Origin of the sequence: Amycolatopsis sp. NPDC051716, assembly GCF_040681595.1 — a bacterium.
Lineage (GTDB): Bacteria > Actinomycetota > Actinomycetes > Mycobacteriales > Pseudonocardiaceae > Amycolatopsis.
On record NZ_JBFAZA010000004.1, the window covers coordinates 38,799 to 65,550 of the forward strand.

Annotated in this window: 30 protein-coding genes; 12 read left to right on the forward strand and 18 right to left on the reverse strand. The window is 71.1% G+C overall.

Annotation, left to right across the window (positions count from 1 at the left end; genetic code table 11):
• Positions 1 to 91: 91 nt before the first annotated feature.
• Positions 92 to 814: a hypothetical protein gene (locus AB0M30_RS06235; protein ID WP_364580597.1), complete on the forward strand. Its 723-nt coding sequence runs from the start codon at positions 92 to 94 to the stop codon at positions 812 to 814.
• Between the two features lie 53 nt (positions 815 to 867).
• Here the strand turns inward: AB0M30_RS06235 and AB0M30_RS06240 are convergent, their stop codons facing one another.
• Together AB0M30_RS06240 and AB0M30_RS06245 are read right to left on the reverse strand one after the other, a co-directional pair.
• Positions 868 to 2,220, reverse strand: coding sequence for a dicarboxylate/amino acid:cation symporter (locus AB0M30_RS06240; protein WP_364580599.1), 1,353 nt, complete (start codon positions 2,218 to 2,220; stop codon positions 868 to 870).
• Positions 2,221 to 2,320: 100 nt separating this feature from the next.
• A complete protein-coding gene (locus AB0M30_RS06245) occupies positions 2,321 to 2,950 on the reverse strand; it encodes a Maf family nucleotide pyrophosphatase (protein WP_364580601.1) in 630 nt (209 codons plus the stop codon).
• A gap of 119 nt (positions 2,951 to 3,069) precedes the next feature.
• Between AB0M30_RS06245 and AB0M30_RS06250 the strand changes: the two genes are divergently transcribed.
• On the forward strand, positions 3,070 to 4,920 hold the full coding sequence (locus AB0M30_RS06250; RefSeq protein WP_364580602.1) for a glycoside hydrolase family 3 N-terminal domain-containing protein: 1,851 nt from the start codon (positions 3,070 to 3,072) through the stop codon (positions 4,918 to 4,920).
• 69 nt (positions 4,921 to 4,989) lie between these two features.
• On the opposite strand, the gene AB0M30_RS06255 is transcribed toward AB0M30_RS06250, so the two are convergent.
• From AB0M30_RS06255 to AB0M30_RS06265, 3 genes are all read right to left on the reverse strand, one after another.
• A complete protein-coding gene (locus AB0M30_RS06255; protein WP_364580604.1) occupies positions 4,990 to 6,603 on the reverse strand; it encodes a DHA2 family efflux MFS transporter permease subunit in 1,614 nt (537 codons plus the stop codon).
• The gene (locus AB0M30_RS06260) at positions 6,584 to 7,210 is read right to left on the reverse strand and encodes a PadR family transcriptional regulator (protein ID WP_364580606.1); all 627 of its coding nucleotides are present in this window, start codon (positions 7,208 to 7,210) and stop codon (positions 6,584 to 6,586) included. Before AB0M30_RS06260 ends, AB0M30_RS06255 begins: the two co-directional genes overlap by 20 nt.
• A 138-nt stretch (positions 7,211 to 7,348) precedes the next feature.
• Positions 7,349 to 8,917, reverse strand: coding sequence for a TROVE domain-containing protein (locus tag AB0M30_RS06265; protein ID WP_364580608.1), 1,569 nt, complete (start codon positions 8,915 to 8,917; stop codon positions 7,349 to 7,351).
• Positions 8,918 to 9,399: 482 nt separating this feature from the next.
• Here AB0M30_RS06265 and AB0M30_RS06270 point away from each other — a divergent pair, with 482 nt between their 5' ends.
• Together AB0M30_RS06270 and AB0M30_RS06275 are read left to right on the forward strand one after the other, a co-directional pair.
• Positions 9,400 to 10,293 carry an LLM class flavin-dependent oxidoreductase gene (locus AB0M30_RS06270; protein WP_364580609.1) on the forward strand — a complete coding sequence of 298 codons (894 nt, stop codon included), beginning with the start codon at positions 9,400 to 9,402 and terminating at the stop codon, positions 10,291 to 10,293.
• A gap of 9 nt (positions 10,294 to 10,302) precedes the next feature.
• On the forward strand, positions 10,303 to 10,761 hold the full coding sequence (locus tag AB0M30_RS06275) for a MarR family transcriptional regulator (RefSeq protein ID WP_364580611.1): 459 nt from the start codon (positions 10,303 to 10,305) through the stop codon (positions 10,759 to 10,761).
• Here AB0M30_RS06275 and AB0M30_RS06280 read toward each other — a convergent pair.
• Positions 10,752 to 10,973 carry an acyl-CoA carboxylase subunit epsilon gene (locus AB0M30_RS06280; RefSeq protein WP_364580613.1) on the reverse strand — a complete coding sequence of 74 codons (222 nt, stop codon included), beginning with the start codon at positions 10,971 to 10,973 and terminating at the stop codon, positions 10,752 to 10,754. The genes AB0M30_RS06275 and AB0M30_RS06280 overlap by 10 nt on opposite strands.
• Positions 10,970 to 12,607: an acyl-CoA carboxylase subunit beta gene (locus tag AB0M30_RS06285; protein ID WP_364580615.1), complete on the reverse strand. Its 1,638-nt coding sequence runs from the start codon at positions 12,605 to 12,607 to the stop codon at positions 10,970 to 10,972. The genes AB0M30_RS06280 and AB0M30_RS06285 overlap by 4 nt, the downstream gene beginning before the upstream one ends.
• 55 nt (positions 12,608 to 12,662) lie before the next feature.
• Between AB0M30_RS06285 and AB0M30_RS06290 the strand changes: the two genes are divergently transcribed.
• Complete coding sequence (locus tag AB0M30_RS06290; RefSeq protein ID WP_364580617.1) at positions 12,663 to 13,448, forward strand: GNAT family N-acetyltransferase; 786 nt, start codon at positions 12,663 to 12,665, stop codon at positions 13,446 to 13,448.
• Here the strand turns inward: AB0M30_RS06290 and AB0M30_RS06295 are convergent.
• From AB0M30_RS06295 to AB0M30_RS06320, 6 genes are read right to left on the reverse strand one after another with little or no spacing between them, the layout of a single operon-like run.
• On the reverse strand, positions 13,429 to 14,109 hold the full coding sequence (locus AB0M30_RS06295; RefSeq protein ID WP_364580618.1) for a DUF6338 family protein: 681 nt from the start codon (positions 14,107 to 14,109) through the stop codon (positions 13,429 to 13,431). The two genes, AB0M30_RS06290 and AB0M30_RS06295, sit on opposite strands and share 20 nt — an antisense overlap.
• Positions 14,110 to 14,115: 6 nt before the next feature.
• Complete coding sequence (locus tag AB0M30_RS06300) at positions 14,116 to 14,316, reverse strand: hypothetical protein (RefSeq protein WP_364580620.1); 201 nt, start codon at positions 14,314 to 14,316, stop codon at positions 14,116 to 14,118.
• A 35-nt stretch (positions 14,317 to 14,351) separates the two neighbouring features.
• Complete coding sequence (locus AB0M30_RS06305) at positions 14,352 to 14,999, reverse strand: response regulator transcription factor (RefSeq protein ID WP_103341033.1); 648 nt, start codon at positions 14,997 to 14,999, stop codon at positions 14,352 to 14,354.
• On the reverse strand, positions 14,996 to 16,102 hold the full coding sequence (locus tag AB0M30_RS06310) for a sensor histidine kinase (RefSeq protein WP_364580622.1): 1,107 nt from the start codon (positions 16,100 to 16,102) through the stop codon (positions 14,996 to 14,998). Before AB0M30_RS06310 ends, AB0M30_RS06305 begins: the two co-directional genes overlap by 4 nt.
• 34 nt (positions 16,103 to 16,136) lie before the next feature.
• Positions 16,137 to 16,934, reverse strand: a complete 798-nt coding sequence (locus AB0M30_RS06315) for an SRPBCC family protein (RefSeq protein ID WP_364580624.1) — start codon at positions 16,932 to 16,934, stop codon at positions 16,137 to 16,139.
• A 54-nt stretch (positions 16,935 to 16,988) separates the two neighbouring features.
• Positions 16,989 to 17,405, reverse strand: a complete 417-nt coding sequence (locus tag AB0M30_RS06320; protein ID WP_364580626.1) for a MarR family transcriptional regulator — start codon at positions 17,403 to 17,405, stop codon at positions 16,989 to 16,991.
• Between the two features lie 77 nt (positions 17,406 to 17,482).
• Here AB0M30_RS06320 and AB0M30_RS06325 point away from each other — a divergent pair, with 77 nt between their 5' ends.
• Complete coding sequence (locus AB0M30_RS06325) at positions 17,483 to 18,046, forward strand: NAD(P)H-dependent oxidoreductase (protein WP_364580627.1); 564 nt, start codon at positions 17,483 to 17,485, stop codon at positions 18,044 to 18,046.
• On the opposite strand, the gene AB0M30_RS06330 is transcribed toward AB0M30_RS06325, so the two are convergent.
• Positions 18,043 to 18,615: a TetR/AcrR family transcriptional regulator gene (locus AB0M30_RS06330; RefSeq protein ID WP_364580629.1), complete on the reverse strand. Its 573-nt coding sequence runs from the start codon at positions 18,613 to 18,615 to the stop codon at positions 18,043 to 18,045. The two genes, AB0M30_RS06325 and AB0M30_RS06330, sit on opposite strands and share 4 nt — an antisense overlap.
• A gap of 73 nt (positions 18,616 to 18,688) precedes the next feature.
• Here AB0M30_RS06330 and AB0M30_RS06335 point away from each other — a divergent pair, with 73 nt between their 5' ends.
• Positions 18,689 to 19,879, forward strand: coding sequence for an FAD-dependent monooxygenase (locus AB0M30_RS06335; RefSeq protein WP_364580631.1), 1,191 nt, complete (start codon positions 18,689 to 18,691; stop codon positions 19,877 to 19,879).
• On the opposite strand, the gene AB0M30_RS06340 is transcribed toward AB0M30_RS06335, so the two are convergent.
• Positions 19,845 to 20,210: a helix-turn-helix domain-containing protein gene (locus AB0M30_RS06340; RefSeq protein WP_364580633.1), complete on the reverse strand. Its 366-nt coding sequence runs from the start codon at positions 20,208 to 20,210 to the stop codon at positions 19,845 to 19,847. The genes AB0M30_RS06335 and AB0M30_RS06340 overlap by 35 nt on opposite strands.
• Before the next feature lie 82 nt (positions 20,211 to 20,292).
• Between AB0M30_RS06340 and AB0M30_RS06345 the strand changes: the two genes are divergently transcribed.
• A complete protein-coding gene (locus tag AB0M30_RS06345; RefSeq protein WP_364580635.1) occupies positions 20,293 to 21,144 on the forward strand; it encodes an NAD(P)-binding domain-containing protein in 852 nt (283 codons plus the stop codon).
• Positions 21,141 to 21,890 (forward strand): SDR family oxidoreductase, encoded by a 750-nt coding sequence (locus tag AB0M30_RS06350; RefSeq protein WP_364580638.1) that lies wholly within the window; start codon positions 21,141 to 21,143, stop codon positions 21,888 to 21,890. Before AB0M30_RS06345 ends, AB0M30_RS06350 begins: the two co-directional genes overlap by 4 nt.
• Here the strand turns inward: AB0M30_RS06350 and AB0M30_RS06355 are convergent.
• On the reverse strand, positions 21,874 to 22,650 hold the full coding sequence (locus AB0M30_RS06355; RefSeq protein ID WP_364580640.1) for an NAD(P)H-dependent oxidoreductase: 777 nt from the start codon (positions 22,648 to 22,650) through the stop codon (positions 21,874 to 21,876). The genes AB0M30_RS06350 and AB0M30_RS06355 overlap by 17 nt on opposite strands.
• Before the next feature lie 71 nt (positions 22,651 to 22,721).
• On the opposite strand from AB0M30_RS06355, the gene AB0M30_RS06360 reads away from it, so the two are divergent.
• The gene (locus AB0M30_RS06360) at positions 22,722 to 23,720 is read left to right on the forward strand and encodes a helix-turn-helix domain-containing protein (protein ID WP_364580642.1); all 999 of its coding nucleotides are present in this window, start codon (positions 22,722 to 22,724) and stop codon (positions 23,718 to 23,720) included.
• A gap of 22 nt (positions 23,721 to 23,742) precedes the next feature.
• Complete coding sequence (locus AB0M30_RS06365; protein WP_364580644.1) at positions 23,743 to 24,627, forward strand: transglutaminase-like domain-containing protein; 885 nt, start codon at positions 23,743 to 23,745, stop codon at positions 24,625 to 24,627.
• Here AB0M30_RS06365 and AB0M30_RS06370 read toward each other — a convergent pair.
• A complete protein-coding gene (locus AB0M30_RS06370; protein WP_364580649.1) occupies positions 24,584 to 25,486 on the reverse strand; it encodes a LysR family transcriptional regulator in 903 nt (300 codons plus the stop codon). The genes AB0M30_RS06365 and AB0M30_RS06370 overlap by 44 nt on opposite strands.
• A 96-nt stretch (positions 25,487 to 25,582) precedes the next feature.
• Between AB0M30_RS06370 and AB0M30_RS06375 the strand changes: the two genes are divergently transcribed.
• The gene (locus AB0M30_RS06375; RefSeq protein ID WP_364580651.1) at positions 25,583 to 25,966 is read left to right on the forward strand and encodes a nuclear transport factor 2 family protein; all 384 of its coding nucleotides are present in this window, start codon (positions 25,583 to 25,585) and stop codon (positions 25,964 to 25,966) included.
• A gap of 120 nt (positions 25,967 to 26,086) precedes the next feature.
• Here the strand turns inward: AB0M30_RS06375 and AB0M30_RS06380 are convergent, their stop codons facing one another.
• Entirely contained in the window at positions 26,087 to 26,746 is a 660-nt protein-coding gene (locus tag AB0M30_RS06380) for a TetR/AcrR family transcriptional regulator (RefSeq protein ID WP_364580654.1), read from the reverse strand.
• Between the last annotated feature and the right edge of the window lie 6 nt (positions 26,747 to 26,752).

Consider the following 26,752-nt stretch of genomic DNA (forward strand, 5'->3'; position numbering starts at 1 on the left):
GGGGTACGGGGGTTGCACCCCCGGGGGATTCAGTCACATCGCGACGGGGCGCTTCCGACGCACAGTCGCGAAGCGGCTTACGCTCTGTCTTATGCGGACTACGGCAGCGCGGACGCCCCGGTCGGCGCTGCTCACCGCGGTGCTGGCCGCGGTGGTCACCGTCGGCGCGATCGGCGCGGTGTTCCTGCTGCGGCCGCGGCCCGAGACGGGCCCCGGGCTGGCCGAACCCGCCGCCGCACCGGTGAAGCCCGTGGTGACCTGCGGCGGCGGTCCGTGCCGCCAGCTCGCGGCGGTGACGGTCGGGGGCACCCCGGTGGTGCTGCTGACCGACACCGCGGGCGGTTCGGCCCGCCTGCGCGTCGGACCCGAGCCGGGCACGGTGTTCGAGCTGTCGATCGCGCAGCTGGGTGTGCGGCTTGACCAGAATTCGCTGCGCTGCATCGACGGCCCGGCCCCGGCGTGCCTGGTCCGCGGCGACGTCGGCGACGACGGGACGGCCGCGTACGGCGAGCTGCTCGTCGGCAGCGGGGGAGTGTGGCGCGACCCGGGCAAGCCGTTCTACGCGGACGCCGGGACGCTTTCGCTCTACGACGTCACGGCCGACGCCAGCCCGGACGTGATCGTGGTCCGCCACGACTGCCCGGACTCCGCGGCCGGCACCCCGAAGTGCACGGGGGCGCCGGTGCTGGGCGAGGTGTACGACCTGGCGGGCCGGTCGGTGGGCTGCACGCGGCGGGTGACGTCGCCGTCGGACCTGCGTGGCTGGCCGGACATCCGCCTGACCCACGCCGACCTCCGCACCTGCCCGTCCTGAAACGCCGTGAAGGCCGCCTCGAACACTCGAGACGGCCTTCGCGGACTCCTGCGTCAGGCGGGGGCGGGTTCCGTGTGGCGGGCCGTCGAGCCGTCGTCGGTGTGCTGCGGGTTGTCCGTCGGGGCGTTGAGGACCTTGTCGTCGAGGAGGCCTTCGCCGCGCGCCACGATCGTCGGCACCACGATCTGGCCGGCCACGTTCGTCGCCGTGCGCATCATGTCCATGATCGGGTTGACGGAGTAGATCAGTGCCAGGCCCAGCGCCACCTGCTTGGCGTCCAGGCCGATGAAGGACGTCGTCAGGGTGAAGGCCGTCAGCCAGCCCGTGGTCCCGGCGGTCGCCAGTGCGCCGACCACGGCCACCACAACGATGCCCACGTACTGCCAGAAGTTCAGCGACACCCCGGCCAGGTTGGCGACGAAGATCGCCGCGATCGCCGGGAACACGGCCGCGCAGCCGTCCATCTTGGTCGCGCTGCCGAGCGGGGTCGCGAAGGCCGCGTACGCCGGCTGGACGCCGAGGTTCACCGCGGACTGGCGGGTCAGCGGCAGCGTCGCGGCCGAAGACTGGGAGGCGAACGCGAACTGGATCGCCGTGCCGGCCTTCGCGAAGAACTTCAGCGGGCTGACCTTCGCCACGAACTGCAGCAGGATCGGGTAGACGACGAACAGCACGAGCAGGCAGCCGACGTACACCGCGAGCGTGGTGGAGAACAGCGGCCGGAAGAGCGCGTCGCCGTAGTTCGACACCGCCGCGCCGATCAGGCCGATGATGCCGATCGGGGCGAGCCGGACGATCCAGCCGAGGTAGCGCTGGATGATCTCGAACACGCTCGTCGTGAAGTCCACGAACGGCTTCGCCTTGTCACCGAGGCTGTAGGCCGCCGCGCCGATGACCAGCGCGAGGAACAGCACCTGCAGCGTCTCGCCGTCGGAGAACGCTTTCACGAAGTTCTCCGGCAGCAATCCCTGCACGAACGCGTCCCACGAGCCCCAGTGGTCGACGCTCTTCGCTGCCTTGTCGGCGTTCTTCGCGGTCGCCGTGACGCCGCCGAGCCCGCCCGCGCCGGGGTTGAAGATCCGGCCGATCGCGATGCCGATCAGCGACGCGACGAACGACGTGATCGCGAACCACAGCACGGTCTTGCCGCCGAGGCGGGCGGCGGTGCGGCCGCCGCCGAGGCCCCGGAGGCTGTTGATGCCGACCACGATCGCCGTGAAGACCAGCGGGATCACCGCGATCTGCAGCAGCGTGGTGAAGATGGTGCCGATCTGGTCGAGGAGATCGGTCAGCCAGCCGGCCTCGGTCTGCCGCGCGACGACGCCCAGCAGGGCGCCGACGACGAGCGAGCCGAGAACCGCGGCCGCGAACACCCGCGGCTTGGTGTATGTCCGTACGAAAGACACGGGGCGACTCCGGTGCTCGAAAGTTTCTCGTCTTGCCTCGTGAGGAGAACGTTAGGCAAGAGCGGACTCTTCCGGATCACCCGTTGGTGTGGCGCCCTTCTCAGGATGCGGGAGGCCGCCAGAGATCCACGACACTCACGCCGACCTCGGCCAGCAACCGGCGCGTCAGCGGCAGGCTGATGCCGATGACGCTCGTGTGGCCGCCGTCGAGCCCTTCGACGAACCAGCCGCCCAGGCCGTCGATCGTGAAGCCGCCGGCGACGTTGAGCGGCTCGCCGCTGGCGACGTAGGCGTCGATCTCGTGCTCGCTCGGCGTGCCGAACCGGACGGTGGTCGATTCCCAGCCCGCGGTCTCCTTCGCGCGCGTCCCGCCGTCGAGCCGGACGACCGCGTGGCCGGTGAGGAGTTCACCGGATGTACCCGCCATCGCGGCCCAGCGGCCGCGGGCAACGTCCGGTGAGCCCGGCTTGCCGACCATCTGACCGTGGATCGAAAGCATCGAATCGCAGGCGACGACGACGGCGTCCGGGTGCGCCGCGGCGACCTGGTCGATGACCGCTTCGGCCTTGGCCGCGGCGAGGGCCGCGACCAGCTCGGAAGGGGACGGATCGGGCAGGGAAGCGGCGACCGCGTCCTCGTCGACGCCGGAGACGAACACGGCGGGATCGAGGCCCGCGGACCGCAGGAGGGCGAGCCGGGCGGGGGACTGGGAGGCGAGGACGAACTGCACGACTGAAACTTACTGGACCAGGCGGCCGTGACCGAATTGTGACCGGCGTCACTCTCCGGTAGAGTTATTTTGTTGTGGCTCGCAACTTATCGATCGACGGATCGTCACGGAGAGACCACATGCCGCTCCTCCGCACCACGAGATCGCTGCGAACCACTGTTCTCGCCGGTCTGCTCCTCGTGAGCGCGGCTCTCGTCCCGGCGACGCCCGCGTTCGCGGCGCCGCTCTACAAGAACCCGCGCGTCTCGGTGGCCGACCGCGTCACGGATCTGATGGGGCGGATGACGCTAGACGACAAGGTCGGGCAGATGACGCAGGGCGAGCGGGGCTCGGCGACGCCCGCACAGGCCGCCGCCGCCCGGCTCGGGTCCATCCTCTCCGGCGGCGGTTCGACACCGACGCCGAACACCCCGCAGGCGTGGGCGGACATGATCGACGCCTACCAGCGGGCGGCGACGTCGACCGGGCTCGGCATTCCGATCGTCTACGGCTCCGACGCCGTGCACGGCCACAACAACGCCTCCGGCGCCACGATCTTCCCGCACAACATCGGCCTGGGAGCCGCGAACGACCCGGCGCTGGTCCGGCAGATCGGCGCCGTCACCGCCCAGGAAACCGCCGCCACCGGCGTCAAGTGGGGCTTCGCGCCGTGCCTGTGCGTCGCCCGCGACGACCGCTGGGGCCGGACCTACGAGTCCTTCGGCGAAGTCCCCGCCAACGCTGTGACGAACTCCGTGGTCATCGAGGGCCTGCAGGGCAGCTCGCTCGCTGCCCCGGCGTCGATCCTGGCCACGGCCAAGCACTTCGTGGGCGACGGCGGCACCACCGGCGGTGTCGACCAGGGCAACACCCAGATCACCCTCGACGAGCTGCGGAAGATCCACCTGCCGCCGTTCCAGGCCGCGATCGCCCACGGCGTCGGCTCGGTGATGATCAGCTTCAACAGCTGGAACGGCGTCAAGGACCACGGCAACAAGTTCCTGATCACCGATCTGCTCAAGGGCGAGCTGGGCTTCTCCGGCTTCGTGGTGTCGGACTGGAACGGCATCGACCAGATCGACGGCCAGACCGGCTTCACCGCGTCCGAGGTCAAGCAGGCGGTCAACGCCGGGATCGACATGGTCATGGTCCCCAGCGACTACCTGAAGTTCGTCGGCACGCTGAAGTCCGAAGTCCTCAATGGACACGTCCCGATGTCCCGCATCGACGACGCCAACCGGCGGATCCTCACGAAGAAGTTCGAGCTCGGCCTGTTCGAGCACCCGTACACCGATCGCTCGCTGCAGCAGGACTTCGGCAGCGCGGCGCACCACGCACTGGCGCGGCAGGCGGCTCGCGAGTCGCAGGTGCTGCTGAAGAACGACGGCGTGCTGCCGCTGGCCAAGACGAACAACAAGATCTTCGTGGCCGGGAAGAACGCGAACGACCTGGGCAACCAGGCGGGCGGCTGGACGCTGACCTGGCAGGGCCAGAGCGGCGAGCGGGTCATCCCGGGCACGACGATCCTCGACGGCATCAAGGCCGGTGCCGGGAAAGACACGGTGGTGACGTATGACCGTGCGGGTGGCGGAATCAACTCCGGCTACAAGGTCGCGGTCGCCGTGGTGGGCGAAACGCCGTACGCCGAAGGGCAGGGAGACCGGCCCGGCGGCCTCGCTCTCGACGCCGAAGACGTCGCCCTGATCGGCAAGCTGAAGGCCTCGGGCGTGCCACTGGTCGTGGTCACCGTCTCCGGGCGGCCGCTGGACCTCGCGGCACAGCTGCCGTCGATGAAGGGACTGGTGGCGGCCTGGCTGCCGGGCTCGGAAGGCGCCGGCGTCGCCGACGTGCTCTACGGCGACTACAACCCTACCGGCAAGCTGAGCTTCACCTGGCCGAAGAGCTCTTCGCAGGAACCGATCAACGCCGGTGACGGCAAGCAGGGCCTGTTCCCGTACGGGTTCGGCCTGTCCTACAGCCGTCGCCGCTAGCCACCGCTCCCGCGGTCCGTGCAGGCCCCCGATCCGGTCCCGACACCCGGATCCGGGGGCCTGCCCGGTTCAGGCCGCGGCCGCTTCGGGCGCCGGCGCCGGGGACTCCCAGCGCGGCTTGACCCGCTGCATCACCGCCGCCGAGATCACCCCGAGCAGGAGCACGCCCATCGGCAGCAGCATCGTCACCCGGGCCGCGTCGGTCAGTCCACTGTGGACCGCCTCGGTCGCCAGCTTCCCCGCCTGCGCGGCGATCTCGGCGGGCAGGCCCGGCATCGGGGACGGGCCGCCGGCCGAGCCGAACTCCCCGGTGCTCGCCGCCGCGTGCGCGATCCCCTCGGTGAACGGCGCCCGGTACTGCTCCGGCAGCTGCGAAGCCGCCTTCGTGGCCTCGTCCGCGATGGACGCGCTGATCCGCGCCTGCAGCAGCACGCCGATCGCCGCACTGCCGAGCACGCCACCCACCTGGCGCGCGGTGTTGAAGATGCCGGACGCGGTCCCGGCGAGCCGCGGCTCGACCGAGCCCATCGTCAGGTTGCTCATCGGCGAGAAGATGCAGCCGATGCCGAGCCCGCACACCAGCAGCGCCGGGACGAACGTCCAAGGGTTGCTGTCCGGCGTCGCCTGCAGCGCGATGATCCCGAGCCCGGCCGCGAGCGCCGCCAGGCCGAACATCACCAGGTACTTGCCGTTGACCTTGTCCGAGGCACGCCCGACGAACGGCGCGATGATCCCGGACAGCAGCGACATCGGCGCGGTGAGCAGGCCGCCCATGGTCGGGCTCAGCCCGAGCACCGACTGGATGTAGATGACGAGCGGCAGGAACATGCCGGTCATCGCGAAGCCGACGGTCGACGCGGTCAGCGTCCCGGCCGAGAAGTTCCGGTTCGAGAACACTCGCAGCGGCAGCAGCGGCTCCTTTTTGTTGAAGCGCTGCCACACCACGAACGCGATCAGCAGCAGCACGCCGGCGGCGATGATCTCGAAGACGGTGATCCCGCCGAAGACCGTGCCCCAGTCGTACTGCTGGCCGTTCTGGACGCCGAACACGATGCAGAGCAGTGCGGCACTCGAGAGCACGATCCCCAGCAGGTCGAACGAGTGCGAGTGCTTCGGCTGCCAGTCCGGTACCAGGACGAGGGTGAGCACGACGGCGATCGCGCCGATCGGCACGTTGACGAAGAAGATCCACTCCCAGCCGAAGTGGTCGACCAGCACGCCGCCGAGCAGCGGGCCCGCGATCGTCGCCAGCCCGGCGACGCCGCCCCACATGCCCATTGCCGGGCCGCGCTTGGCCGGCGGGAACAGGTGCGTGATGAACGCCAGCGTCTGCGGCGTCATCAGCGCGGCGCCGAGCCCCTGCACGGCCCGCGCGGCGATGAGCATCTCGACGTTGCCGGACAGGCCGCACCACAGCGACGCGCCGGTGAACACGAGCAGGCCGGCGAGGAACACGCGCTTCGGGCCGAAGCGGTCACCGAGCCGGCTGGTGAACAGCATCGGCACGGCGTAGGTGAGCAGGTAGACGCTGATCACCCAGACGATCGAGTTCAGCCCGGCGCCCAGCTCGCGCAGCATGGTCGGGATCGCGATCGACACGATCGTCGTGTCGAGCAGGATCATGAAGAAGCCGAGGCACAGCGCGCCCAGCGCGGCCCACGGGTTAGCTTGTCTTGCGTTCATCGTCGTCTTCCTCGGTGATGAGCGTGAGCTTGGGTTGTCCGTCGTCCTGGAACGGGATCCGCCCGGACCGCAGGTCGTCGTGGAGCCGCTCGGTCCACCCGAGCTCGAACTTCCGGTGGTCGCACTGGTAGCGCCAGTCCAGCCAGTAGACCGGCGGCGTCCCGTCTTCGGCCAGCCGCTGCAGCACCGCCTCGTCGGCGGCCACCGCGGCGCGCAACCGCGTGATCCGGTGTTCGAGCTCGATCAACGAGCTTTCCTTACCCAGTTCGTCGATCACGGCGAGCCCGGACAGGAAGGCGGGAAACTCCTCGGCGAGGTCACCGAGCAGTTCGCGGCCGCGCTGGTTGAACTCGTCCAGCCCGGTCCGCGTCATGCCGTAGACCGTCCGTTCGGGTCGCCGGCCGTCCCGCTGCGTGTCGACGATCTCGATGAAACCGCTGCGGTGCAGGCGTTCCACGGTGTGGTAGAGCGAGCCTGCCTTCAGGTTGACCCGCGTGTCGACGTACCGCTCGCGCATGAGCGTGGCCATCTCGTACGGGTGCATCGGCCTCTCGTGGAGCAGCTCCAGCACGGCGATGCCGAGCGGGGTCAGCTTGGGCGAGGCCATGGTTGATTCCTCCAGGTCGTTTATTCCACGTGGACTATACGACGTGGGCTAGCGGCGGGTCCACGGTCATTCCTGTGACGGTCCGTACACAGCGTGAAGGCCCCCATGCTCTCGTCATGGGGGCCTTCACGGCGTCTCTCAGAACGGCCAGTCCGCGCGCTGACCCCGCTCGAGCAGCGGGATCATCCGGAAACCCTGGTCGGTCAGGCCGCCGAACGTGTGCCGGTGCCCGCTGCCGGACGGTGCGTGACCGGCCCGGTAGCCGGCGAGGTTCCACGTGTACAGCGGCACGCGCGCGGGCAGCGCCCGCCCGACGTCGCCGTACGAGGCCTGCTCGTCGGTGAGGATCACGACGCGGTCGTGGTTCGCGAAGTGCTTCTTCACCGCGCCCGCCGTGTCGGTGCCGCCGCCGATGAAGTACCCGCCGGACTTCCAGCGCTCGACGTCGCTCAGCAGCGAGCCGCCCCGGCGCAGCTTGAACACCTTGGTGCCCCGGCCCCAGTAGCCGTCCGAGAACGAGACGACCTCGGCCTTCGCGCAGCGCCGTGCGAGCGCCAGGCCGAACACCGCGGCCGCGTCCCAGCGCATGAGGCTGCCGTCCTTGCCGAAACCGCTGTTCATCGACGCCGACGTGTCGACGAGGACGAGCGTCCGTCCGGCCAGCTCCGGCACGTTCGCCAGCGCGTGCGCGATCGCCCGCTCCAGCGCCCACGCCCACCGCAGCGACGGCGCCGCGCGGTAGGCCGACAGGAACCGCATCGGCAGCTGCCGCGACTTCGCGACCTGCGCCGGATCGGCGAGCCGCCCGGCGACCTGCCGCGCGACGGTGTCCGAGACGCCGGCCTCGTCGAAGTTGCGGAGGTTCCGCAACTGGGCCATGTAACCCATCGACGGGATCAGCGCCTCCCAGACGCGCGCGTCCAGGGGACCCTGCAGCCATCCGGCGACGGACTCCCACGTCATGCCCGCCGCACGCAGCACGTCCGCGGCATCCGGCCGGTCGAAGAGCTTCCGGCGGTCGCCGACGTCCCAGCTCATGAGCTCCGCGCGGGCGCGCAGAGTGGTGAGGGAGTCCGGGATCGCGTTGCCGCGGGCGTGCCGCTCGTCGAGGATGTGCTTGAACAGCTCGCCCCCGCCTGCCGGGTGCGTCAGCTCCAGGACGTCGGCGAACCGGAACGCGCGCGCGGCGGAGTCCCACTTGAGGAAGGCCCGCTCGTCGTACAGCCGCGCCGCGGCATCGGCGATCCCGCGCTTGACGGGCTTCGGCACGGCGCGGCCGTGCACGGAAGTCCAGTACGCGAGCAGCTCACCGGGCTCGTCGGCCCGCTGCAGCACCTCGGCGACGACCTGACGGCTCAGGCCGTCGAGGCCGGCGTCCCGCCGCGCCTTGGCGAACTCGGCGGCACCGACGAGCGACGCCGTGCGCAGGTTCGCGCCGGAGCGCAGCCAGCGCAGGAACCGGGCGGTCCACTGTGGATCGTCCAAAGTGGCCTTCCGGATGAGCTCGGCGTAGCGCGTGTCGCGCGTGTCCGCGGACTCGTAGAAGGTGTGCTCGCCGACCATGTTGGTGACGGCGAGCAGGAAGAGCTCGGACTTGGAGTCCCGCGCGTAGCCGGCGCCACCCTCGTGCGTGACGGTGGACGGCGTGGCCTCGCCGCGGACCGGTGAGGTCGCGGCGGGTGCTCGTGCGGTGTTGAACTTGCTCATTTCTTCCCCCTCTTGCGGAGGGAGCCACGGCCACAGCGATGCCCGAGATCGAAGTCGGTGAAGGTGCACAGCTGCTCTGCCGCTGAGCTACCGGACCGTGTGGTCCGGGAGGGATTCGAACCCCCGACCTGCCCATTAAGAGGAAGTAACCCTCGCCTGCGCACCGGGCATCGATGTGGCCGTGGCTCCCGAGATCGGTGACGCACCGGGAGTGCGGATGAAGTTGGGTGCCCGAGGTCTCGGTCGGCGAAGGTGTCGACCGGCCACCGTGAGGCGGCCGGTTTTGGATTCGAACCAAGGGATACCGGAAGTAACCTTCCCCGTCGCACCGGGCGAAACCCAAGGTAGCAAGGGATCGCCGGCTGTTCGACTGATTTTCCGCCGGGGTCGAGACTCCGGCGGGCGCGGACCGTCCGGCGAAGGTAGTTCGTACTAAGAACTATGTATGCTATGTTCGTAGTACGAACTAACTGGGAGGAATCATGGTGCACTTCGGAATCGGCGTGTCCACCGCGGTCACCGCCGTCCCCGACACCCTGAAGCTGGCCGTCCAAGCCGACCGTGGCGGGCTCGATCTCATCACCGTCTCCGATCACCCCTACTACGCCGACCGGCTCGACTCGTACGCCGAACTCGGTGTCCTGCTGGGAAAGACCGAACGGGTCTCCGGCCTGGTCAGCGTCACCAATCTGCCCACGCGGCCCGCGGCGATGCTCGCTCGCACGATCACCTCGCTGTCCGCGCTGACCGGGGGCCGGATCGTGCTCGGGATGGGTGTCGGCGGGCTGTGGGACGACATCGCGCGGCTCGGCTTCACCAAGCTGACGCCGGGGCAGGCCGTGCGCGCCTTCGAAGAGGGCATCCGGCTCGTGAAGCTGCTGGGCGGGGGCGGCGAGCCGGTCACCTTCGACGGCGAGTTCTACCAGGTCACGGCCCTGGAGCCGGCCGCGGAACCGATGCCGCCGGTGTGGACCGGGTCGGTGGGGCCGAAGTCGCTCGCCGTCACCGGGCGGGTGGCCGACGGGTGGATGCCCGGGCGTGCCGCCGACTGGCTCAGCGAGCGCTACCGCACCTCGCGTCCGGTGATCGACGAGGCCGCCGTGGACGCCGGCCGGGACCCGGCCGAGATCGCCACCGTCTACAACTTCCCCGGGCGCATCACGGCGGAACCGCTCGCGAAGACCCGCACCGAGGACGGCCGCTGGATCGGCGGCTCGCCCGCGCAGTGGGTCGAGGAGCTGACCGGCGCGGTGCTGGAGTACGGCGCCGCCGGGTTCGTGCTCTTCGGGCCCGGCGGCAGCACTCCTGACGAGGTCGCCGTCGCGCGGTGGGCCGGCGAGATCGTGCCCGCCGTGCGTGAGGCCGTCGCGAAGTAGGCTGACCGGATGGGGAAGAGCGGGGCGGACATCGGCGTGGTGGCCGGGCTCGTGCGGGCGTCGTTCCTGGTGAACGCCGTCTACGCCGAGTCCGCCCGCGAGTACGGGCTCACCGTGCAGCAGGGGCAGCTGCTGTGCGTGCTGATGGGCCGGCCGTACGGGATGGGCGACCTGGGCGCGACGCTCGGCCTCGAAAAGTCCAGCCTCACCGGCCTGGTCGACCGGGCGGTCAAGCGCGGGCTGGTCCGCCGCGAACCCGACCCGGACGACCGCCGGGCCGTGCACGTCGTCCTGACCGGGGAAGGCCACGACCTCGCGGAGGACTTCTACGCGGCGACGTGCCGCCGCGTCGACGAGCTGGCCGCGAGCCTGGGCACCCCGGACCGCGACCGGCTCGCGGCGCTGCTGGGCACGATCGTCCGGGAAAACCAAGCCCCGACGGTCTTCCTCGACGCCCTTCAGGCCTGAGGCAGACCCGAGGCGCGCCAAGCACCTTCGCCGGGGTGAAGCGGCCGACGCAGTGAAGCAGCGTGATCGCCCCACCACGACGAACGCGGTTTCGGCTTCTCCGGCGCCTTCGCGGCCGAAGCCGCGGCGACGATCGCCGTCAGCGCCGCCAGCTCGGCGTCGCTCGGGTTTCCGTGGACCACCCGCAGGAGGGGCTTCTTTTCCTCGCTCACAGCGGGATGTTCCCGTGCTTCTTGGGCGGCAGCGATTCCCGCTTGTTCCGCAGCAGCGCCAGCGCCCGCGCGACGTGGCCGCGGGTGTGCGCCGGCACGATCACCGAGTCGACGTACCCCCGCTCCGCCGCCGCGTACGGGTTCAGCAGCGTGTCCTCGTACTCCTGGATCAGCTCGGCGCGGAGCTGATCCACGTCGCGGCCCTCGTTGGCCGCGTTGGCCAGGGTCTTGCGGTGCACGATGTTCGCCGCGCCCTGGGCACCCATCACCGCGACCTGCGCGGTCGGCCAGGCCAGGTTGATGTCCGCGCCGAGGTGCTTCGACCCCATGACGTCGTACGCGCCGCCGTAGGCCTTGCGCGTGATGATCGTGACCAGCGGGACGGTGGCCTCCGCGTAGGCGTAGATCAGCTTCGCGCCGCGGCGGATGATGCCGTTCCACTCCTGCTCGGTGCCCGGGAGGAAGCCCGGGACGTCGACGAAGGTGAGCACCGGGATGTTGAACGCGTCGCAGGTGCGGACGAACCGGGCGGCCTTCTCGGACGCGTCGATGTCGAGGCAGCCGGCGAACTGCGTCGGCTGGTTCGCCACCACGCCGACGCTCTGGCCGTCGACGCGGCCGAAACCGACGATGATGTTCGGCGCGAACAGCTCGTGGACCTCGAGGAAGTCGCCGTCGTCGACGACCCGGGTGATCACCTCGTGCATGTCGTACGGGGTGTTCGGCGAGTCCGGGATGATCGTGTCGAGCTCGCGGTCGGCGTCGGTGACGTCGTCGAAGAACCCGGCCGGGCTGTCCGGCGACTCGAACACCGGCGCGTCCGACAGGTTGTTCTGCGGCAGGTAGGAGAGCAGTTCCTTGACGTAGGCGATGGCGTCTTCGTCGTCGGAACCGAGGTAGTGCGCGACGCCGGACTTCGTGTTGTGGGTGCGGCCGCCGCCGAGCTCCTCGAAGGTGACGTCCTCGCCGGTGACCGTCTTGACGACGTCCGGGCCGGTGATGAACATCTGCGAGGTCTCGTCGACCATCACGACGAAGTCGGTCAGCGCGGGGGAGTAGACGTGCCCGCCCGCGTTCGCGCCCATGATCAGCGAAATCTGCGGGATGACGCCGGAGGCCTGCACGTTGCGGCGGAAGATCTCGCCGTAGAGGCCGAGCGAGACGACACCCTCCTGGATGCGCGCGCCGCCGCCCTCGTTGATGCCGACGATCGGGCGCCCGGTCTTGATCGCCAGGTCCATCACCTTGACGATCTTCTCGCCGTAGACCTCGCCGAGGCTGCCGCCGAAGACGGTGACGTCCTGGCTGAACACGCACACCGGACGGCCGTCGACGGTGCCGTAGCCGGTGACGACGCCGTCGCCGTAGGGCCGGTTCTTCTCCTGGCCGAAGTTGGTCGAGCGGTGCCGGGCCAGCTCGTCGAGCTCGACGAACGAGTTCTCGTCGAGCAGCAGCTCGATCCGCTCGCGCGCGGTCTTCTTGCCCTTGGCGTGCTGCTTCTCCACCGCACGGGCCGAACCGGCGTGCACCGCCTCGTCGTACCGGCGGTAGAGGTCGGCCAGCTTGCCGGCCGTGGTGTGGATGTCCGGTTCATCCTCGGGCGGCGTCCCGAGCGGCTCCGTCGCACTGCTCATGCCACGGGAGCTTAACTACTTGTCGGTCACTTGGCGTGTGGCGTAGGCAACGTCCATGGAGATCCGGACCCTCGCCGCCGCCGACCTGCCCGCCTGCTCCGACCTGGCCGAGTCCCGCTCGTGGCCGCGGGAACCACCGAAGTGGCGGCTGCTGCACGAGGTCGGCCGGGTGTTCGGAGTGGCCGCCCCGGACGGCGCCGGCCTGGCGGCGGCCGCCGTCCTGGTGCCGTTCGGCTCGGTGGCGTCGATCTCGATGGTCCTGGTCGCACCTCGCTACGAGCGGCGGGGCCGGGGGCGCGCGATCACCGCGCACGCCGTCGCGGCGGCGGGGGACCGGGTCGTCTGGCTGCACGCGTCGAAGTTCGGGCGGCCGTTGTACGAATCGATGGGGTTCGTCGCCGACGGCGGTTGCCAGGGCCACACCGGGACGTTCGCCGACGACGGCGGCCCGGGTGCTTCGCCCGGTTCGCTGTCCGACGTCTTCGCGCTGGACCTCGCGGCTCAGGGTGTCGACCGGCGGCCGCTGCTGGAACGGCTGGGGACGCCTTTCGTGGTCGACGGCGGCTTCGCGTTCGGGACGGACATCGGCCACGTGACGGTGATCGGCCCGGTCGTCGCGGCGACCGAGGAGCAGGCGCGGCGGCTGATCCGCGGGGTGGCGCGGTCGGTGCCGGGCGAGGTGCGGGTGGACCCGGACCACCGGTTCCCCGGCCTGACGACGTGGATCCGCGAACGCGGGCTGGTCCCGGGCGTCCCGGCGCCGCGGCTGGTCCTGGACGGCCGTCCGCTGCCCGGTGATCCGTCGATGCGGTTCGCCCCGTTCACCCGGGCGGTGGGGTGAGGGGTTCGCCGGTCGCCGCGTCCAGGTACGTCACGCGCAGGTAGGTGATCTTCGAGCCCGGGATGACCACCCGCCGCCAGTCCTCGCCGATGACCTTCGTTCCCGCGTCGTTCTCGCAGGTCAGGGCCTCACCTTCGAGGACGAGTTCGCGGTCGGCCGGCGGACCCGTCGGCGTGTACGAGCGGACGTACCCGTAGAACGACGTGCCGTTCTCCAGCTGCGCGTGCGCCCACGCGCGGCTTCCCCCGGGCCGGTCCGTGCGCAACGCCTGGGCCCACGCCGAGCCCTGCCGGACCGTGGCCGCTTCGCCGCGTCGGCGGGCGAAGAACGCTTCGAACCCCGTCGCGAGCGCGCACGCCAAGGCCAGCTCGACGGCGACGCTGACGACGATGAGCGTCAGGTGCTCGCGCGCGTAGGCCTCGCCGCGGGTCAGCCAGCCCACCGGGCTGACGAACAACCGGGCGCCGGCGGCCTGCACCGCCGTCATGAGCAGCACGGAGACCAGCGTGAAAACGAGACTGCCGAGGGCGACGCGGGAAGCCTCGCGGAACGCCGTCTCCTGGTGGCGGCCGCGGCGGCGTTCGCGGCGCAGCTCGAACACGATGCCCGGCGCCACGAGGGCCAGGAACCCGGCGAGCGCGCCCAGGGTCTGGGGGATCACGACGGCTCAGCCGGTCGGCCCACCGCGGCGGGGCGGGGGTCCGTCCTCCGAGTCGAGCTCGCGCATCGGCTGGTACGGGCCGTGATCGGGGACGCCGCCCTGGTTGCCCCAGCCCGGATGCGTCGCCTGCTCCCAGTCCTCGTCCGACGGCAGGAGCGGCGGCGGGAGGAGCTCGTCCTCGCCCGGCTCGCGACGTTCGGTGCTCATCGCATTCCCCCTCGTGATCGGCCGCTCCACCCTACTCAGGACGCCGTCGGCCGGACCAGCCCGGATTCGTACGCCGCGATCACCAGCTGCGCCCGGTCGCGGGCCGCGAGCTTGTGCAGCAGGCGGCCGATGTGCGTCTTCACCGTCGCGATGCCCAGGTGCAGGCGCGCCGCGATCTCGTCGTTCGACAGGCCGCGGGCGATCAGCGACAGCACCTCCTGCTCGCGGGCCGTCACGCCGTCCAGCCGGGTCACCGGGCCCGACGGCAGCCGGGCGAACTCCGCCACCAGGCGCCGCGTCACCGACGGCGCCAGCAGGGCGTTGCCGGACGCCACGACGTCGATCGCCGCCAGGAGGTCCGCCGGGCGGGTGTCCTTGAGGAGGAAACCGCTCGCGCCCGCGCGCAGCGCCGAATAGACGTACTCGTCCAGGTCGAACGTCGTCAGCATCAGCACCCGGACGTCGGTTTCCGCGCAGATCCGGCGGGTCGCCTCGATGCCGTCCATCTCCGGCATCCGGACGTCCATGAGCACGACGTCCGGCCGCTCGACGCGGGTCAGGGCCACCGCCTCGGCGCCGTCGGAGGCCTCGCCGACGACTTCGAGGCCCGGCGCGCTGTCGACCAGCACCCGGAAGCTCCCGCGCAGCAAGGCCTGGTCGTCGGCGATCAGGACGCGGGTCATCGGGCCGTCACCGGTGCTTCGTAGGGCAGCCGCGCGAAGACGCGGAAGCCGGTTTCGCCGGGCGCCGCGGAGAATTCCCCCGCGTAGACCGCGACGCGTTCGCGCATCCCGATCAGCCCGTGGCCGGGGACGGCGTCGCCGCCGCGGCCGTCGTCGAGCACTTCGATCGCCACCTCGCCGTCGCCGCCGGTGACGTGGATCCGGCACTTCGCCGCGCCCGCGTGCTTGACCACATTGGTCAGTGCCTCCTGCACGATCCGGTACACCGACTGGCCGACCCCGCCCGGCAGCTCGGTGAGGCCGTCGACGACCAGGTCGACGGCGGGGCCCGCCTGCTGCGCGCGTTCGGCGAGCGCCCGCAGGTCGTCGAGCGACGGCGCGGGCGCCAGCGCCGGGACGCCGGTACCGTCGCGCAGCACGCCGAGCACGCGCCGTAGCTCGGCCAGGGTCTCGCGGCTGGTCTCTTCGATGACGCGCAGGGCGTCTCGGGCCTGGTCGGGCTGTTCGAGGGCGACGTGGTTGCCGACCGCCGCCTTCACCGCGATCAGGCTCATGCTGTGCGCGACGACGTCGTGCATCTCCCGCGCGATCCGCAGCCGTTCCGCCGAAACCGCTTGCTGGGCATGGGTTTCCCGCTCGATCGCGGCGTGCTCGCGGCGGCCGTGGACGGCGATGCCGAGCGCGAACCCGACGATCAGCGCCGACGCGCCGAAGTTCACCGTCGTCGCCGAGCTCGGGTTCGGCACCACGACGCCGATCACGCCGACGCCGACCAGCCCGGCCGCGAACCCGACCCGGGTCGCCCGGGTGCCATGGGCCACCACGAAGGTGTACAGCGCGCAGCCCGCCGCCACGACGGCGATCGCCAGCACCGGCCCGCCGATCGGCACCGCCGCCGCGGTCATCACCAGCGACAGGATGTAGGCGGGCCGCGGCCACCAGCGCCGCAGCAGGATCGGCACGACGCTCCCCACGAGGATGGTCCAGCCGAGCCAGGCGGGCAGCCACAGCGGCAGCGTCCAGGCGCCGGCGGCGAGGTTGCCGCCGGCCCCCAGGATCAGCACCAGGACGGCCAGCACGTCCAGAACGACGCGAATGCGCATGAACCGACCGTAATGCGGACCTCCGGCCCGCGCGTCAACCTTGGGTCGGATGCTCCGCGTAATGCTTCTTCACGGCTTCGACGCGCTCGGGCGGCCAGTCCGGCAAGGTGACGCCGTGGGTGGCGGCGAACAGCTTGTCCAGTTGCTCGTGGCGCCGGGCCAGCTGCGCCGGGACGTCGTCGTCGGCCGCTTCGGTGAACTCGACCCGGGTGCCTTCGCCGGGGTCTTGGAGCACGTGCCAGCCAGGTTCGTCCGGCAGCAGGGCCCGGACCTCGTCCACCGGTTTCCAGACGAGGTCGCGGCGGAAGCGGATCGTGCCGTCGTCGAGGACTTCGCCGTCGTCGAGGCCGAATTCCTCCACATAGGACGCCATCCGCGCGTGCCACTCCTGCGGTTGCGCGAAGTCCTGGCCGGCCAGGCGGGCGGCGAGCGCGTCGAGGCAGGTGTCCCAGCCGGCGGCGGTGCGGCCCGCGGCGAGCTTCGCGATCGCCGGGTCGCCACGGCCGAAGGTGTGGGTGAACTCCAAGAGGCTGCCGTCGCCGTCGGGGGAGATCAGCCAGCGCAGGGTGTCGTCGTTCCACACGAAGGTGAACTCGCGCGGCGGGTCGGCGGTGACGACCCGCCCGGTCATCGGGTCGTCCTGGCCGGGGAAGGTGAACCGGATCGCGCCGCCGGCGCGCAGTTCCACGTCGACCTTCGCGGGGAACCAGTGCTCGAGCTCCGCCGGGTCGGTGATGGTGTGCCAGACCTTCTCGGGTGGGTGCTTCAGGCGGCGCTCCAGCCGGAGCGCCGGGCGCTCGCCGTCGGTCTGCAGCTTCGCTCGTCCGGACACGCGTCCTCCCGTGGGTTGCCTGTCCCGGTATATAACCACTGAGGAATATTCGGGTCAAGCGCCCCGGACGGCAGCGACGGCGGCGGCGAGTTCCGGGTCGCTCGCGGCCTTGTCGAGCGCGGTCCGCAGCACCGCGCAGTACGTCGGTTCGGTTTCGCTGTAGCGCTTGCGGCCCGCGTCGGTGATCACCGAGTAGACGCCCCGGCGGTCGTCTTCGCACAGGTCGCGGATGGTCAGGCCGGCGTCTTCGAGGCGGGCGCACATCCGGCTGACCGAGCTTTGATTGAGGCCGATCGCGTCGGCGAGCTCCTGCATCCGCAGGCCACCGCGAGGACCCGCGACCAGTTTGCCGAGGGCGCGGTACTCCGACAGGCCGAGCCCGTGGCGCCGCTGCAGCGCTTTGGCGAGTTCCTGCTCGATCCGGGCGTGCAGCACGAGCACGCGGCCCCAGGCCAGTTCGTCGACGGTCATTTCCGGCCTCCTCTTGACGCTAGGATAGTCCAGGGACAGTATTTATATGTACATGCAAGTACATCGAGAGGGTGGACATGAGCGACCGCAGCTTCCTGTTCCTGGTCGGCGCCGCGCGGGCCGGGGGCAACACCGAAATACTGGCCAGGCTGGCGGCCAAAGAACTGCCCAAGGACGTCGAGCAGCGGTGGATCCGGCTGCCCGAGGTGCCGCTGCCGCCGTTCGAGGACCGCCGCCACGGCGCCGGTTCGCACCCGGACCCCGGCGAGAACGAGCAGCTGCTGATGGACGCCACCTTCGCGGCGACCGACATCGTGATCGTGTCGCCGGTGTACTGGTATTCGGTGGCGGCGAGCGTGAAGCTCTACCTCGACTACTGGTCGGGCTGGATGCGGCTGCCGGTGGAGTTCAAGCCGCGGATGCGCGGCAAGACGCTGTGGGGCGTCAGCGTTTTGAGCGAGACGGCGCGCGAGGCCCAGCCGCTGATCGGCACGCTGGAACTGTGCGCCGAGTACCTGAGCATGAACTGGGGCGGCGTCCTGCTCGGCAACGGCAGCCGCCCCGGCGACGTGCTCCAGGACACCGACGCGACGGCGGCCGCGCGAACGTTCTTCGCCGGGGCGGACCTGGTCGCCGTCTAGGTCAGGACGTCCTTCGCGATCAGGCGCAGGCCGCTCACCAGGTCGGCGCCCGATGGCGCGCGGTCCGGGTCGATCAGCCACTGGAGCATCACGCCCGACAGCAGGGCCTGGTGCACCGTGCCGGCGGCCCGGGCCTCGGCGCTGCCGTCGTCGAGGCCCTGGAAGAGGTTCGCCAGGCCGTGCCGGGCCAGTTCGACGGCGTTCGCCAGCTGGGCGCGGACCTGCTCGTCGAGGTCCGGCTGGGAACAGGCCTCGAAGCTCACCGCCCACATCCGGCGGTGCTCGCCGAACGACTCGATCACGCGCTGCCAGATCAGCTCGAAGCGCTCGGCCGGTGACGCGCCCGGAGGCGTCTCCACCTGCAGCGTCTTCGCCAGCGTTTCGCCCCACTCCTCGTTCGCCTCGATCAGCGCGGCGTTGAGCAGCGCCTCGCGCGAACCGAAGTGGTAGCCGATGGCCGCCATGCTCACGTTCGCCGCCGAGGCCAGGTCTCGCACCGTCGTGCGGGCGTAGCCCTTCTCGTACAGGCAGCGCTTGGCGCCCGCCAGCAGTGACTCCTTGTTGCCCATGTCAGGAGCCTAGCACGAACGTCTTAGGCGAACGCCTTGCGCGATCGCCCAAATCGGGGCTACCGTTCCCGGCATGCAGAACAGACGAGTCCTCATCTCCGGCGCGAGCGTCGCCGGCCCCGCGCTGGCCTTCTGGCTCCGCCGTCACGGCTTCACGCCGACGGTCGTCGAACGCGCTCCCGAACTGCGCGACGGCGGCTATGCGGTCGACTTCCGCGGCGCGTCGATGCGGGTCCTCGACCGCATGGGCCTGCTGGGCGCGGTCGAAGCGGCGGCGACCCGGATGGGCGAAGTGACCTATGTGGACAGTGCGAACCGGCCGCTGGTGGTCACGTCGCCGACCTACCAGAGCGGCGAACTCGAGATCCTGCGCGGTGACCTCGCGCGCATCCTGTACGACGCGACGCGAGACGGCGTCGAGTACGTCTTCGGCGATTCCATCACGGGCATCACCGAGCACGGCGACGGTGTCACGGTCACCTTCGCCCACGGCGAGCCGCGCGAGTTCGACCTGGTCGTCGGGGCCGACGGGCTGCACTCGAACGTGCGGTCGCTGGCCTTCGGCGAGGAGTCCCGGTTCCGGCGCGACCTCGGCTACTACGTCTCGATCTTCACCGTGCCGAACCACCTCGGCCTCGACCGCGTCGGCCGGTTCTACAACGAGCCGAACCGGACCGTCGGCGTCTACAGCGCGCGGGACAACACCGAGGCCAAGGCGCTGTTCTGGTTCGGCGCCGACCGGCTGGACCACGACCCCCGGGACCCCGCGCAGCAGCGCCGGATCGTCGAGGAGAAGTTCCGCGACGTCGGCTGGGAGACGCCGGCGCTGCTGGCGGCCATGCGGGAAGCACCGGACTTCTACTTCGACTCGGCGAGCCAGATCAAGCTGGACTCGTACGCACGCGGGCGCGTCGCGCTGGTCGGCGACGCCGCGTACTGCGCCGCGCCGCTCTCGGGGATGGGAACGAGCCTGGCGATCGTCGGCGCGTACGTGCTGGCGGGCGAGCTCGCGGCCGCCGGCGGCGACCACGCGGCGGCGTTCGGCGCCTACACCCGTGAGATGCGCGGCTTCGTCGATGCCTGCCAGAAACTGGCCGAGGGCAACGGGAAGTGGTTCGTCCCGCCGACGCGCGGGTGGCTGAAGTTCCGCAACCTGAACTACCGGCTGCTGCCGTACCTGCCGTGGCGCAAGCTGATCGAGGAGTTGCCGCTCAAGGCGGGCAACGCGATCACGCTGAAGCCGTATGCGGTGGCGCCGGCGTGACGCCGCGGCGCTCCGCGATGCCGGCCATGTTCTCCTCGCCCCAGTCGCCCAGCGGCAGCAACGCCGTGTTCAGCCGCTGACCCAGATCGGTCAGCGAGTACTCGACCTTCGGCGGGATCTCGTGAAACACCTCGCGGTGCACGATTTCGTCCGCCTCCAGTTCCCGCAGGGCCTGGATCAGCATCTTTTCGCTGATCCCCGCCACCTTTCGCTTCAGCTCGCCGAACCGCAGCGGCTCGGCGTGCAGCGCCCAGAGGATCAGGGCCTTCCAGCGGCCGCCGATCACGTCGACGGCCGCGTCCAGCCCGCAGCGGTACGTTCGAGGCTGCATCCAGGATCCTTACGTTTTGGTGGGTACCTGACTTATTAGTCGGTACTTGTCCAGTGTAAAGCGCGCCACCAGCATGGAATCCATGGGAGAAAGCCAGAAACACGTGGGCGTGCTCGGCCTGGGGCGAATGGGCGCCGCCCTCGCCGGGGCGCTCTTGGGGGCGGGACACGACGTCTCGGTGTGGAACCGGTCGCCGCTCAAGGCGGGGCCGCTGCTCGACCGCGGCGCCCGGCTCGCGGCCACACCGGCGGAAGCGGCTTCGGCCGACGTCGTCCTCAGTTGCCTGTCCACCTACGACATTCAGCGGCCGGTGCTCGAAGCCGCTTCGCCGAAAGTGCTCGTCAACCTCACGTCCGGGACACCGGAGCAGGCGCGGGGCGTCGCGAAATGGGCCGCTTCCGAGGGCATCGACTACGTCGACGGCGTGATCATGGCCGTCCCGCAGGGCATCGGCACACCGGCGGCGCAGATCCTCTACGGCGGCTCGGAACCGGCGTTCGCGGCGCAGCGCGACGTGCTGGAATTGCTGGGCGCGCCGGTGTTCCTCGGCGAGGACGCCGGCCTGCCGGCGCTGTACGACCTGGCGCTGCTCGGCATGATGTGGTCGACGATGGCCGGCTACCTGCACGCGCTGGCGCTGGTCGGCACCGAGGGCGTCACCCCTGAGCAGTTCGCGCCGATGGCATCGGCGTGGCAGTCGGCCGTCGGCGGGTTCCTGCCGGGCATCGGTGAGCAGGTCGCGAGCGGCGACTACACCACCGAGGTGTCCGCTTTGGACATCAACGCGGCGGGACTCGGCTTGCTGGTCGAGACGAGCCGCGCGCAGGGGATCAGCACGGCGGTGCCCGCGGTGCTGCGGGAGTTGTTCGACCGAGCGGTCGCGGCGGGCCACGGTGCGCACGCGATCGCCAGCGTCATCGAGGAGATCCGGTGAAGTACCAGGGAAAGAAGGCCGTCGTCGCCGGCGGCACGCACGGGATGGGGCTGGCGGTGGTGCGCGCCCTGCTCGACGGCGGCGCGGAGGTGCTGCTCACCGGCCGGGACGTGACCCCGCTGGCGGGCACGCTGCCGGGCAAGGCGCACCTGCTGTCCTCGGACGCGGCGCGCTTGGCCGACGTCGCCGAGCTGGGTGAGGTGGCCGCGCGCACGCTCGGCGAGCTGGACCTGGTGTTCCTCAACGTCGGGTTCTCGACGCTGACGCCGTACGAGGCCGCGACGCCCGAGCTCTACGACCGGACGTTCGACGTCAACACCAAGGGCGCGTACTTCACGGCCCGACGGCTCGCGCCGCTGGTCCGGTCCGGTGGCTCGTTCGTCTTCACGACGTCGGTCGCGGCCGAGGCGGGGATCGCCGGGATGGGCCTGTATTCGGCGGCGAAGGCGGCGGTGCGCTCGTTCGCCCGCACGTACGCGGCCGAACTGGCGCCGCGCGGGATCCGGGTGAACGTGGTCAGCCCCGGCTACACCGACACGCCGACGATGGGCGTCACCGGCGTCCCGGAGCAGGTTCTGGCGGAGTTCAAGGCGATCGGCGACGAGATCACGCCGTTGAAGCGCCACGCCACCGCGGAGGAGGTCGCGGCGGCGGTGCTGTTCCTGGCGTTCGACGCCACCTTCACCACCGGCGCCGACCTCCCCGTGGACGGCGGTCTCGGCCAGCGGCTCACCCTGCCCGCGTGAGGTGGGCGCTCAGGCCGGTGACCCCCGGCGCGCGGTCGGGGCGCAGGACGAGGTCGTCGTCGTAGTCGCCGCCGTTCTGCGTGCGGAACGGGATGGGTTCTTCGGTTTCGAGCGCCCGCAGCCGTTCGCGAAGCAGGTCCCGCGCCTCGGCGAACTCGTCGTCCGGCACGCGGTCGGCGCCGTAGACCGCCGCCGGCGGCAGCACCGACATCCCGGCGTAGAAGAGGGTCCCGTGGTGCAGCGGGAAGAGGACGTCGGCCAGCGCGCCGTTCACCCCGCGTGGCCCCATGGACGGCTCGCGGGCACCCGCGGTGAGCACCACCATCGCGCGCTTGCCCGCGAGCCGGCCCTCGCCGTAGCGCAGGGTCCGGCCGTCCTCGGCGCGGACGCCGTACCCGAAGCCCTTCACGAAGACGCGGTCGAACCAGCCCTTGAGGATCGCCGGCAAGCCGTACCACCACAGCGGGAACTGCACGACGACCGCGTCCGCCCAGGCCAGTTTTTCCTGCTCGGCCACGATGTCCGCGCTCAGCTCGCCGCGCGCGTGCGCCCGGGCCGACGTCGCCCCGACGACCAGCCGGCCGTCGTCGGCTTCGGCGCCGAAATCGGCGGCGTCGACCACCGGGTTCCACTTCATGGCGTACAGGTCCGACTCCCGGACGTCGTGGCCGAGTTCCCGGAGCGTCCGGAGCCCGTCGTCACGGAGGGCCCCGCTCAGCGAGCGCGGCTCGGGATGCGCGAAAACCCACAACACGTTCATGACCTCGATGGTCATCCGGCCGAGCGGTTCGATCGAGTGGCCGGAAAGCCAACATGTGCAAGAATCGAGCCATGGCCGAATTCGTGCACCCGAACCGCCACCACGTCGCCGTCCTCGTTCGTCACGGCATGTTGGTGATGGAGCTGGGCATCGTCCACCGCCTGTTCGGCCAAGCCCGCTCGGCGGCGGGGGAGCCGCTGTACGAGGTCGTGACCTGCACGCTCGAGCCCGGCCTGGTGCGCACCGACTCCGACGTCGCCATCCCGGTCGATCGCGGCCCCGAGGTGCTGGCCGAGGCCGACACGGTGATCGTCCCGGCGTCCCTGGTCGAGTACGAGCCGCTGGCGCGCGTGCTGACCCCGCCGCTCGAGGCCGCCCTCGGCCGCATCCCGCCGGCCGCGCGCATCGCGTCCATCTGCACCGGCGCGTTCGTGCTCGCCGCGGCCGGCCTGCTCGACGGCCGCCGCGCCACCACCCACTGGCGTTCCGCCGAGGACCTGCGGGACCGGTTCCCCGAGGTCGACGTCGACCCGTGCGTGCTCTACACCGACGACGGTGACGTGCTGACCTCGGCGGGCGTCGCCGCCGGGATCGACCTGGTGCTGCACATGATCCGCCGCGACCACGGCACGGCGGTGGCCAACGAGGTCGCCCGCGGCACGGTCGTGTCCCCGCACCGCGAAGGCGGCCAGGCCCAGTTCGTCCGGCGGCCGGTCCCCGAGCCCCGCACGTCCTCGACGAAGGCGGCCCGGGCCTGGGCGCTGGAGAACCTGCACCGGCCGCTGACGCTGCGCGAGCTCGCCGCCCGCGAGGCGATGAGCACGCGCACGTTCACCCGCCGCTTCCGCGAGGAGGTCGGCATCTCGGCCCTGCAGTGGCTGACCCAGCAACGGGTCGAGCGCGCCCGCCAGCTCCTCGAGGAGACGGACCTGCCGGTCGACCGCGTCGCCACCGAAGCCGGTTTCGGCACGGCGGCCTCGCTGCGCCAGCACTTCCAGGCGGCGCTGGCGGTGTCGCCGAGCGCGTACCGGTCGACCTTCCGCGGAGAACTGGCTGTTCAAGCGGGCTGAAATCCGGATAGCGTCGGCAGCCATGGACGACTTCTACGTCAGCCACAGCCGGTTCAGCGACCCCGGACCGCACGCGGACTGGCTCGACGCCACCCCGGCCGACCTCGCCGTCCTGCGCGAAGCGGCGTCCCAGCTGGTGTTCCACTACTGGGGTGCGGGCGCGATCACGGAACACGGGTTTCCGGCCGCCCGCAACGACGAGATCACCCTGCGGTACGCCGCGGCCATGTGGGCGCGCCTGCGCGAGCTCGACCCGGCTCCACCCGGCGAGCCGCGTCCGCCGCTGCACCGGATCGTCGGCTGCTGCCGCGACTTCACGCTCCTGTTCGTCTCGATGGCCCGCCACCACGGCATCCCGGCCCGCGCCCGCGTCGGCTTCGCGAGCTACCTGATGCCCGGCTGGTACCTCGACCACGTCGTCGCCGAGGTCCGCACCGCCGACGGCTGGCACCTGGTCGAGCCCCAGCTGTCACCCGGCTTCCGCGACCCGGTGGACGACGTGGCCTTCGACCTCCTCGACGTCCCCCGCGACCGGTTCCTGACCGGCCCCGACGCGTGGACCGCCGTGCGCGCCGGCGAGCTCGACCCGGCCCTGCTGGTCGTTTCGCCGGATCTGGAAGTGCCGTTCCTGCGCGGGATCCCGTACGCGTGGCACAACCTCGTGCTCGACCTCGCCGCGCTCAACAAGCACGAGATGCTCCAGTGGGACGTCTGGGGCGCACTCGACGACTCCGCCGCGCTCGCCCCGGCCACCGTCGCCCGTGCCGACGAGCTGGCCGAGCTGCTGGCCGACGCGGACGTCGAGCAGCTGCGGGTGGCCTTCGAGGCCGACGACGTCCGGGTGCCGCCGGTGATCCACACGGTCACCCCGCCGGGACAGCTCCTGGCCGAGGTAGTGCTTCGCTGACCTCGGTGGCGGTCCGCACGAACCGCGCGATCCGCAGGTCCCGCGCCCCGGCCGGCCAGGCGAGGGCCAGCGAGTACGGCGTCGCGTCGACGACCGGCCGGTAGACGACGTCGTCCCGCGAGCGCAGCTCGGCGACCGACGCGGGCAGCAGCGCGACCGCCTGCCCGAGCGCGACCGTCTCCAGCAGCTGGGCGCTGTCGTGCACGATCGGCCCCGGTGTCACCGGTCCGCCGGTCACGTCCTGCCCGGACCAGTACGCCCGGTCCGCGGCCGAGGAGAGCGGCCAGCACGGTGTCGGCTGCCCCGCGAAGTCGGCACAGGTCAGCACGGACCGGCCGGCGAGCTCGTGACCCGACGGCAGCGCGGCCACCCGCGGCTCGCTGAACAGCACCTCGACGTCCAGGCCGTGGTGGGTGCCGCCGTGGCAGCCGAGCACGGCCACGTCGGCCCGGCCGTCCCGCAGCATCTCCGTCTGTTCGCCGAACCCGCTGACCCGGAGGTCGACCGGATCCGGGTGCGCGTCGGCGATCCGCCGCAGCAGATCGGTCGCGACCCCCGGCTTGGCGGTGACGACCAGCGCCGGCGTCCGCTGAGCTGCCCGCCGCGTGCGCCGGACCGCCGCGGTGACGGCGTCCAGTGCCTTCGCCGACTCGGTGAGGAGGACGGCGCCGGCCGGCGTCAGCGAGACGTGCCGGCTGGTGCGTTCGAAGAGCTGCACCCCGAGCCGCCGCTCCAGCAGCCGGATCGCGCGCGACAGCGGTGGCTGCGCCATCCCGAGCCGCTCGGCGGCGCGCGAGAAGTTCAGCTCTTCGGCGACCGCGCGGAAATACCGCAGCTCACGGACCTCGACATCGTCCATACCGGGAGAGTATCGCGGCAGAGTCCACAGGTCTTTCCTTTTCTCTTTCGCGCATGGTGGGCTTGGTGTCGATAACTCCACAAAGGACGGACACCGATGACGGAATCACAACGCAACAAGGAAGTGGTCTTGGGCTTCCTCCGGCTGGCCTTCACCGAGAAGTGCCCGGCCGACGCCTTCGCCGAGTACGTCGGCGACGGCTACGTCCAGCACAACCCCCACGCCCCGGCGAGCGCGGAGGCCTCGGCCCGCTACCTGGCCGGGTTCGTGACCCGGTTCCCGGAGCTCACCCTGGACGTCCACCGGGTGCTCGCCGAGGACGATCTTGTGTGCACGCACAGCCACTTGCGCCTGACGCCCGGCTCGCGTGGCAGCGCGATCGCGGACGTGATGCGGGTGCGGGACGGCCGGATCACCGAGCACTGGGACGTGGTGCAGGAGATCCCGGAGACGACGGCGAGCGGCAACCCGATGATCTAGGTGTGATGTCCAGGGAGGATGCCGCCTCCCGGGACGGCGCTCGTGAGCGACCGCGGCCGGTGTCCCGCCGCGCGGGACGTCAGCCCTCGGCGACCGTGCCCGGCTTGGTCGGCCGGGGCATCACGCTCCGACGACCGGGTCCGGGTCGTCGTCCGCCGGGTCGATCTCCCTCGGCGCGATGCCGTGAAGCGCCGCACTGACCACCGAGTTCACCGGGGGCGGGTCAAGGGGGGCGGTGTGCGGGAAGACCGTCGTGAGCACCGAGGCGTGGCAGTAGCCGACCAGCATGGCCGCCGTTGCGTCCACTTCGGACTCCGGGCGCAGGCGGCCCAGCCTGCGTTCCGCCTCGAGGTAGGCCACCAGCCGATCGCGCCAGTAGCCGGATCGCTCGCTGATCTCCGCGAACCGCTCCAGCACTCTGGGCTGCGAGACCAGGCCGCTGAACGCCGGCACGAGCGCCTTGTGCAGCGCCAGGCCGAACTCCACGTGACGGCGGAGGTTCCCGAAGAGGACGCCTTCACCGGGCACCGGCAGCTCGCCCAGCTCCGCCTCCGTCGTGCGCACGTGCTCCAGCAGGGCCCGGGCCACCAGTTCCTCCTTGTCGGAGAAGTGGTTGTAGAGCACGCCGTCGGCGACGCCCGCCATGCGCGCGATCTCCCGCACGGTCATGCCGGTCGTGCCGTGCGTGGCGATCATCTTCTGCGCGGTCTCGAGCAGCAGGTCGTGCAGAGACTGCCCGTCCTGCTGGGCGGCGGCTTTCCTCGGTGACATCACTGCCATCGTACG